This is a genomic window from Mucilaginibacter sp. (assembly GCF_028287845.1).
Lineage (GTDB): Bacteria > Bacteroidota > Bacteroidia > Sphingobacteriales > Sphingobacteriaceae > Mucilaginibacter.
In genome coordinates this window covers 1-8826 of the sequence record NZ_JAQBOW010000150.1, presented here as the reverse complement: position 1 = coordinate 8826, position 8826 = coordinate 1, and the positions used below count along the sequence as shown (strand labels likewise).

Annotated in this window: 9 protein-coding genes; 6 read left to right on the top strand and 3 right to left on the bottom strand. The window is 39.7% G+C overall.

The window, feature by feature from the left end; all coding sequences use genetic code 11:
* Nucleotides 1–267 precede the first annotated feature (267 nt).
* Nucleotides 268–855 carry a hypothetical protein gene (locus JWP71_RS14495; protein WP_299501332.1) on the top strand — a complete coding sequence of 196 codons (588 nt, stop codon included), beginning with the start codon at nucleotides 268–270 and terminating at the stop codon, nucleotides 853–855.
* Nucleotides 856–861: 6 nt separating this feature from the next.
* Here JWP71_RS14495 and carA read toward each other — a convergent pair whose 3' ends face one another.
* Nucleotides 862–1962, bottom strand: a complete 1101-nt coding sequence (carA, locus tag JWP71_RS14490) for a glutamine-hydrolyzing carbamoyl-phosphate synthase small subunit (RefSeq protein ID WP_299501330.1) — start codon at nucleotides 1960–1962, stop codon at nucleotides 862–864.
* A gap of 748 nt (nucleotides 1963–2710) precedes the next feature.
* On the opposite strand from carA, the gene panB reads away from it, so the two are divergent.
* Both panB and JWP71_RS14480 read left to right on the top strand, forming a co-directional pair.
* The gene (gene panB, locus JWP71_RS14485) at nucleotides 2711–3526 is read left to right on the top strand and encodes a 3-methyl-2-oxobutanoate hydroxymethyltransferase (protein ID WP_299501328.1); all 816 of its coding nucleotides are present in this window, start codon (nucleotides 2711–2713) and stop codon (nucleotides 3524–3526) included.
* A gap of 186 nt (nucleotides 3527–3712) precedes the next feature.
* Nucleotides 3713–4435 carry an RluA family pseudouridine synthase gene (locus tag JWP71_RS14480; protein WP_299501327.1) on the top strand — a complete coding sequence of 241 codons (723 nt, stop codon included), beginning with the start codon at nucleotides 3713–3715 and terminating at the stop codon, nucleotides 4433–4435.
* Between the two features lie 210 nt (nucleotides 4436–4645).
* On the opposite strand, the gene yiaK is transcribed toward JWP71_RS14480, so the two are convergent.
* Nucleotides 4646–5635 (bottom strand): 3-dehydro-L-gulonate 2-dehydrogenase, encoded by a 990-nt coding sequence (gene yiaK / locus JWP71_RS14475; RefSeq protein ID WP_299501325.1) that lies wholly within the window; start codon nucleotides 5633–5635, stop codon nucleotides 4646–4648.
* A 101-nt stretch (nucleotides 5636–5736) separates the two neighbouring features.
* On the opposite strand from yiaK, the gene JWP71_RS14470 reads away from it, so the two are divergent.
* The 3 genes from JWP71_RS14470 to JWP71_RS14460 all read left to right on the top strand — a co-directional run bounded on the left by JWP71_RS14470 (nucleotide 5737) and on the right by JWP71_RS14460 (nucleotide 8201).
* A complete protein-coding gene (locus tag JWP71_RS14470) occupies nucleotides 5737–6240 on the top strand; it encodes a DUF5004 domain-containing protein (RefSeq protein ID WP_299501323.1) in 504 nt (167 codons plus the stop codon).
* A gap of 56 nt (nucleotides 6241–6296) precedes the next feature.
* Nucleotides 6297–6875, top strand: a complete 579-nt coding sequence (purN, locus tag JWP71_RS14465) for a phosphoribosylglycinamide formyltransferase (RefSeq protein WP_299501320.1) — start codon at nucleotides 6297–6299, stop codon at nucleotides 6873–6875.
* A 102-nt stretch (nucleotides 6876–6977) separates the two neighbouring features.
* A complete protein-coding gene (locus JWP71_RS14460) occupies nucleotides 6978–8201 on the top strand; it encodes an MFS transporter (RefSeq protein ID WP_299501317.1) in 1224 nt (407 codons plus the stop codon).
* A gap of 40 nt (nucleotides 8202–8241) precedes the next feature.
* Here JWP71_RS14460 and JWP71_RS14455 read toward each other — a convergent pair whose 3' ends face one another.
* On the bottom strand, nucleotides 8242–8634 hold the full coding sequence (locus JWP71_RS14455; RefSeq protein ID WP_299501314.1) for a hypothetical protein: 393 nt from the start codon (nucleotides 8632–8634) through the stop codon (nucleotides 8242–8244).
* Nucleotides 8635–8826: the final 192 nt, after the last annotated feature.

Genomic DNA, 8826 nt, shown 5'->3' with positions numbered 1-8826 from the left:
ATAACTGGGAAAGGCCGCATCAAGGTATTAATGGCAAAAAACCTATCGATATGGTCTCCCTAAACAACAAAAAATAAATACCTAATTTTGTTACCGAATTACTAAACCCTTACAGCAATGACGCGCTTCTTTAATTTAATTCCCGCCCTTCTTCAATTCATTCTCCGATTTTGAAACGTACCGCCCGATGCCTGCTTAATTTCGTACAAAAGGCCAATCATCAAAAGAAATAAAAAATATTCGGTAATAGTCTTTACTTTTAAAACCATGAAAATAAGATCATTAATATTATTGCTTAGTCTTTTGTATTCTCAACTTGCAACATCTCATTATCGCATTGTGCCTGGTAAAGAGAGAAAATTTTTAAAGCAAGCAAATATGAAATCCAAATTCAATGAATACATAGTTCCCCAATATGCCTCTGTAAAAAAGTCAAACTGTATCGATAATAGATTTATTAATTATAACAACATATCAGCTAATAGTTATCATGATAAAGATTCTGTTGTAGTTTATTATGCAGAAGAATACGGCTCTTCATGTTGTCCTGCAGATCCAAGGATTTATATTAAACCCAGCCTACATGATTATATTAAACAGTTTGAAGATGCCTATAAAGTTAAGATAGGAAAGTCGTATATTAAAAAAATGGGCAAAGAGGGTGAAAGCATAATTTACTTTACACTCAATGGTTTAACTCCCACTCAAAAAATTGAGTTCGCAGATAAAAGAATACACGATTTAACTCTTCAGGAACAGTTAATCTTTAAGGAACAGTTAATAAGGATTGCACGGTCGCCTCCATTTCACTTTCCTTTTGCAATAGAAAAAAAAGGTTTGATGGACTACCCGTAGATTCTTCTATTTCATCAGCTTAATAAAATCATCAAACAAATACCGGCTATCATGCGGGCCGGGTGACGATTCGGGGTGATATTGTACCGAGAATGCTTTTTTATCTTTTACCCTTATACCTTCAATAGATTGGTCGTTCAGGTTAACGTGGGTGATCTCTACTTTATCAGATGCGCGTACTGCCTCTGGCACCACACCAAAACCATGGTTCTGCGAGGTTACTTCGCAATGGTTGATAATGATATTTTTTACCGGGTGGTTCAGTCCGCGGTGACCGTTAAACATTTTTTTGGTTGGGATATCATTAGCCAAAGCCAGTAGCTGGTGACCTAAACAGATACCAAACATGGGCTTATCGGCCGCTAATATCTCTTTCACGGTATCAATAGCGTAAGGCATGGCAGATGGATCGCCGGGACCGTTTGATATGAAGTAGCCCGATGGCGAAAAATCTTTTTCCATTTCGGCAAATGTGGTTTTAGCCGGGTAAACTTTGGCATAAACATCCCTGTCGTCAAAATTACGCAGGATGTTTTTCTTTACACCCAAGTCAAGCACCGCTACGCGGTAAGGCGCGTTCTCATCGCCAAACGTATAGGTTTCTTTGGTTGATACTTGCGATGATAACTCCAAACCATCCATTGATGGCACTTCTGCCAATTTGGTTTTTAGTTCTTCAATATCTAATACTTCTGATGATATGATGGCATTCATAGCGCCCTTATCGCGGATATGACGGACCAGCTGGCGGGTATCAATATCAGATATACCAACTATGTTTTGCTCCTGGAAATAATCTTGTATAGACTCATCAGCCTGTTTGCGGCTGTAAGCAATGTTATAGTTTTTACATACCAGCCCGGCAATTTGTATGCTGCCAGATTCTACCTCTATATCTGCAATGCCATAGTTACCTATGTGCGCGTTGGTAGCAACCATTATCTGGCCGAAGTATGATGGATCTGTAAAAATTTCCTGGTAACCGGTCATCCCGGTATTAAAACAAATTTCGCCGGCAGTGGTACCAATCTTTCCGGCAGCTTTGCCATAAAAAACAGTTCCATCAGCTAATAATAATACTGCCGGTAATTTGGTAAAATAAGTCATTTGTTTAAATAAATTGAATGGTTAAAATAACGGCTGGTTTGGTGCAACGCGCCGTAAAATTTAATTGGAAAGATGAAGTAAGAAACTTCCGGATTCACGGTGCAAAAATAGTATTTATTTCGGATTTATAAAACCATTTTTAGTTAAACATTTAATCGTTCATTTAACGGATTTGTTGTATACTTTGATAATGCATTTATTAACCATTTAATCCTTTACAATAGCATAGTTTTATACGCTCATATAATTGTTCATTTAACGGATTTGTTGTATACATTGATAAGCATTTATTAACCATTTAATCCTTTACAATAGCATAGTTTTATACGCTTTTAGTTAAACATTTAATCGTTCATTAATTGACCTAAGTTATCATCAAATAATGGCCTTTTGTTTATAATAGAAACCATGGTTATAACAATATAATTTATCCCTTTAAATCGCTTTTGGTTTAACCTTAGATCACTTTTTAAGCTATTGTTAGATGCCATAAATTAGCCTTAGTTATACAGTCATTATTAATCCAAGTTATCATCAAATAATGGCCTTTTGTTTATAATAGGAACATGTTTATCACAAAAAATTTATCCATTTAAATAGCTTTTAGCTCAACCTTAAGATCGCTTATTTAACTTATTGTTAGATGACATAAATAGCTTTAATAATCCTATTCATTCAATCCGAAATCGAACATTGAAATCCGAAATAAAAATATCCTAACTTTGCCCATTCTTAAAATCAATCAGCCATGTCTGTACATAAAGAAGTAAAAAGAATTACCACCCACATATTGCAGGAAATGAAAAATCGTGGCGAAAAGATATCAATGCTTACCGCCTACGATTACTCCATGGCTACCATTGTTGACAATGCCGGTATAGATATTATATTAGTGGGCGATTCTGCATCAAACGTAATGGCGGGCCATGAAACCACCTTGCCTATTACTTTGGACCAAATGATTTACCACGCTTCGGCAGTAGTGCGGGCGGCTAAGCGTGCGCTGGTTATTGTCGATCTGCCTTTTGGTACCTACCAGGGTAACTCTAAAGAAGCCTTAAATTCTGCTATTCGCATCATGAAAGAATCTGGCGCGCACGGTGTGAAAATTGAAGGTGGCGTGGAGATTGCCGAATCTGTAAGCCGTATATTAACTGCGGGCATACCGGTTATGGGCCACCTGGGTTTAACGCCACAGTCTATTTATAAATTTGGCACCTATACTGTACGTGCAAAAGAAGAAGCCGAAGCGCAAAAATTGCGCGAAGATGCTTTAAAGCTACAAGACCTTGGTTGTTTTGGTATTGTACTTGAAAAAATACCTGCAAAACTGGCTAAAGAGGTTTCTGAAAGCCTGCTGATACCAACCATAGGCATTGGCGCCGGGCAGCATTGCGATGGACAGGTTTTGGTTATACATGATATGCTGGGCATTAACAAAGGATTTAAACCACGCTTTTTGCGTCAGTATGCCAATTTATACGATGTAATGAACAGCGCTATTAAAAATTATGTTAGCGATGTAAAGGGAAAAAATTTCCCGAATGAGCAGGAGCAATATTGATTTAGTCCATGGTCGATAGTCCATAGACCATGGCAACACATAATACATGGACTTTGGGCTATGACCCATAGACTATCGACTAAACAGCAACTCATAATAACTATGGACTATCGACCATGGACTATGGACTAAACAGGCAACACAATAATAACTATGGGACTATCGACCATAGACTATCGACTAAACATGGCGCGACCCGAATTTAATTATACCAGTTACGATATTACCGAAAAAGATATTCTTTATGAGGATAACCATTTGATTGCCGTGAACAAACGCGCGGGCGATATTGTGCAGGTGGATGATACCGGGGATGAATCGCTGGATGAAAAGGTTAAAAAATATATTGCCAAAAAATACGACAAACCTAACGGCGCTTTTTTAGGCGTCGTACACCGGTTAGACAGGCCCGTGAGCGGCGTTATACTGTTTGCCAAAACCAGCAAGGCGCTTGAGCGGATAAACAAAATGTTTAAGGCCCGCGAAATGCATAAAACTTATTATGCCGTAGTACGCAAAAGGCCTAATCCAATAGCCGGCACATTGGTTCATTACCTGATAAAGAATCCACAGAAAAACGTAACCAAAGCATATGATCGTGAAGTGCCTGGCAGCCAGCGATCTGAGTTAAATTATAAACTGGTTGGTGAACTGGAAGGATATTACTTAATTGAGGTTGATCCCATAACCGGCCGTCCGCACCAGATACGGGTGCAGCTATCCACCTTAGGGTGCCCCATTGTTGGCGATAATAAATACGGTTACCCGCGCGGCAGTCTGCGTAAAAGCATTTGCCTGCATGCCCGCAGGTTGCAGTTTATCCATCCTATAAAAAAAGAACCCATATTAATTGTAGCACCCGTACCCAAAGATGGTTTTTGGGAAAAGTTTGAGGGGATGATGGGGTAAGTACCCCATCGGGGTTCAAGGTCGGTAGCAAAATAAATACAAAGAAATACCGTGCCGTCAGGTACGGAACTTCGCCGACTGTTGCGTACCTGACGGCACGCCAAATGATTTATATGACGTTTTTCTACCGACGTTTCGCACCTACGGCGCATTTTTAATTAATATTTTCCCTTAACTTAATGACATTGGGTTCAGGGTAGCTCAGGCAGTTCAGAGCCCTTGCACCTCCGCCCAAATCTTCTCATCCACCAACACTCCTTCATTCATATTTTTCTTCCTTGTTTTTAAAGTATTCTCACCCGGGTAAGCAACTGGTTTATCCGGATTTACAGGCTCGCTGCTTTTAGTATAGTTCAATATTTCCTCTATAAGGTCATCAGTTTGTTGGCCGTCTTGTGGCTTTATGGCTATAAACACTTGCGATACGCCCGACTCTGTTTTACGCTCGCCTATCTGTTTTACAGACCGGCCCTGGCTTAATACAGCCACCAACAAGTCAAGCACCATGGCTAATCCCGAACCTTTCCAGAAACCGATGGGTAATAACCTTTTTGATGCGGCAATAAGCGCGGCATCTGTACTTATATTACCCTCTTTATCATATCCGCCGGGCACCGGCAATTGTTCGTTATAACTTTGATACTGTAACACTTTACCAAATGAAAACTGCGATATAGCCATATCCAACACCACATGCCCCTCTTTTCGCGGTACAGCAATAACCAACGGATTATTACCCAATGTAGTTGTTGTGCCGCCCCACGGTACTATGGTTGCCGCGGCATTGGTAAAGCTTATGCTTATATATCCTGCTTCGGCGGCTTGCCAGCCATAAGTACCGCCACGCATCCAGTGGTTGGTGTTTTTAATAGCTACGCACCCTATGCCGTTCTCTTTGGCAAGGCTAATTGCCCTATCCATACAAAAACGGGCATTAAGCATACCTGGGCCCAAATTACCATCCCATTGTTCCATCGCTCCCATGCCATTAACTTTTGTTGGCGCTGCCTCTGCAACAATAACGCCTTCTTTTATATACCTTGCAAATGTCGGAAAACGGTTCAGTCCGTGCGTATAAACACCATCCCTGCTGTTTTCAGCAAAAACTTGCGCGCATAGGTCGGCTTTTTCGGCAGGGAAATTAAGATTAGTAAGCACGCGTTTAAATTCGGCTTTAAGTTGTTCAAAAGGTATTCGCATAGGGCAAATATAGTAGCTTAAAAATTGCCTGTAAAATAATAGTAATTTAAAACAGTTATAATTGCCGGCTGGTTACTTATTTTTGCAGCAATATGTTTTTAATGAAAACAAAAATTCCATTTCTGTTTATACTAGGCTTACTGTTGATAAACGTGCTTAGCAATTCTTGTAAAAAAACTCAGCAAAATTCTGTACAAACGCTTTTTGCCAATGGTAAATGGCAGCTCGCATCAGTGAGTGCAACATCGTTTGTTGGCGACACCATAAAAAGAATTGATACCTTAAATACCTTGTGTGATACAACCCAGCTTTTTACATTTAACATAGATAATACCTGTACCTATACCAATTTTGACTGCTTGCATCAACCTACAGCAAGCGGGCACTGGTTATTATCTTCTGATCAGTTATCCATCAGCTCGGATATGGTATGTAAAGACACTACAGCCGCAGGCAGCTCTAAACCATTTGCTTCGGCTAAAATTGAGAATGTTGGCGATTACTCGCTGGTATTATTAACCGGCGATATACCCAACCATACCTCAACTACAAAACGCAGGGTTATACGCTATGGCTTTATTCGTCAAAAAGCTTCAGTTCAATAGTGATTAAAAGGTGTAAAGGTTTATATTTGGGTCATAAATAACATTCATTCGCCATTTTGAAAAAACGAATAGCCATTTTTGCTTCAGGATCAGGGTCAAATGCTCAAAAAATAATGGAGCATTTTAAACGCAATACAGAAGCCGAAGTTGTATTGATACTTACTAATAATCCGCAAGCTTATGTATTACAGCGGGCCGATAATTTTGAGATACCATCGCATGTTTTTACACGCCAGGAATTTTATGAATCTGATGATGTTATAAAGATGCTAAAAACCCTGCAGGTTGATCTTATTGTACTTGCCGGTTTCTTATGGCTGGTACCACCATCACTGCTTAAAAACTTCCCTAATAAAATTATTAACCTGCATCCTGCACTTTTACCCAAATATGGAGGCAAAGGCATGTATGGAGATAATGTACATAAAGCCATATTGGCCGCAAACGAAGAAGAATCAGGCATTACCATCCATTTTGTGAACGAAGAATTTGACGAGGGTGAGGTCATCCATCAATCTAAATTTAAAATTGAGGAGGGCGATAATTTAGAAATGGTAAAATTTAAAGGTCAGCAATTAGAGCACCTGCATTTCCCCAAGGTAATTGAGAGTTTATTGAAAAAAATGAAGAGTTGATTTTTTAAAGATTAAAGTTTGGAGATTGAAGATTAGGTGTATTTTTATCGCAACAACTAAAAACCAATCTTTAATCTCCAATTTCTAACCTTTATCACTCCCATGACCCAAAAACCATCGACCAGCATCTTCCAGCTTGCCGTAATAGTTAGCGCACTTGGCTTTTTTGTAGATACTTATGACCTGCTGCTGTTTGCCATTATCCGTAAACCCAGCCTGGCCTCGCTTGGCTTAAACCCTGCAGAAGTACTATCTAAGGGTGAGTTACTTATCAGCATTCAAATGATAGGTATGGTGATAGGCGGAATTATATTCGGCATACTTGGTGATAAAAAAGGACGACTTAAAGTTTTGTTCGGGTCTATATTGCTCTATTCTATCGCCAATATTTTAAATGGCATGGCGGGTACTTTAAATCAATATATTATTTTAAGATTTATTGCCGGTATAGGCCTTGCCGGCGAGCTTGGCGCGGGCATAACCCTGGTAAGTGAGTTGCTCCCTAAAGAAAAACGCAGTACGGCGGCTGGTTTTATTGCCGGCTTTGGATTATTTGGAGTGGTAGCGGCATCGGTAATAAGTAAAATGGTAGACTGGCGCACCTGCTATTATATAGGCGGCGTGCTTGGCCTGGTGCTTTTAGTAATGCGTATACAGGTGCAGGAAAGCAGTATGTTCAAACACATCCAGCAGGCCACGGTAAGCAAGGGCAATTTTTTAATGTTCTTTAATAACCGTAAACGCTTTGCAAAGTATATGCAATGTATACTCATAGGTTTGCCTGTGTGGTATATTATTGGCATACTGGTTACCTTTTCAGATCAGTTTGGTAAGGCTATGGGTATAAACGGTATTGAGCCGGGTACTGCCATTATGTATTTATACCTGGCCATTGCCGCCGGCGATTTTAGTGTTGGCTGGCTAAGTCAGCGGTTACAAAGCCGCAAAAAAACGCTGTTTATATTTTATGGGATTGCCATTGTATTTACACTGCTGTACTTCTTCCAATCAGGCGGCAACCCGGCATGGTTTTATTTTATATGCGCAGGCTTAGGTTATGGTGCAGGCCTAAACGTGGTATATATAACCAGTAGTGTTGAGCAGTTTGGCACTAACCTGCGGGCATCGGCAGGAATAAGCATACCAAACATGGTTCGGGGGACTTTACCTCTCATGTTACTATTATTTAAATTCACACGTGGAATCTTTCATAATTACCTTACCGGAGGCTGGATAACGGGGTTAATTGTATTTGCAATAGGCGCTACCGCAGCCTGGTTTTTGGATGAAACTTATGGTAAGGATTTGGAGTTTACGGAGGAGTAACCAGGCCTAAATTTATAGACCCGGCCATTTTCTGTCACCCCTATTGTTTAATAAACCGTACCGCGCAACCTTCAATACACATTAGCGGGGGAGCGGGTGTTATGGTTAATGTATCATGTTTGATAGCGTATAGTAATCTTAATTCGGCATCTGCAGCGCTGTTTAGGGTAAGCAGGCTATCTTTTACTTTATAACCATAATATTGCGAATACTCATTACCGCCCAGCGTTCCGTCTGCGTTAAATTGCACGGTATGGTTATCATCTTTAGCTACGGGGTACCAGGTTGGGGCGCTGCCCGTACCATAAAAATTGGCATCAAGTTTCCATATGCCTATTAAAGAACTTTGGCTTATAACAGCAATATCATTTTTTTGACATGCGCTAACCAACATAATAATAGCGGCGCATAATAAGCAGGTAGAAATTTTCATAGTTTTCGGTTTGGTTGATGAAGATAATAACAACTAATTTAAATCCATAATACAAACCCCATTTTTTTTACAAAAAACTCATCTCCAATCACTAATCTCTAATCACTAATCATTACCTTTGCGGCTCAAAAATTTCCCTTTAAATGAGTCAGTCTGTCGCAATTAAAAATGCCCTTATTTCAGTTTATTATA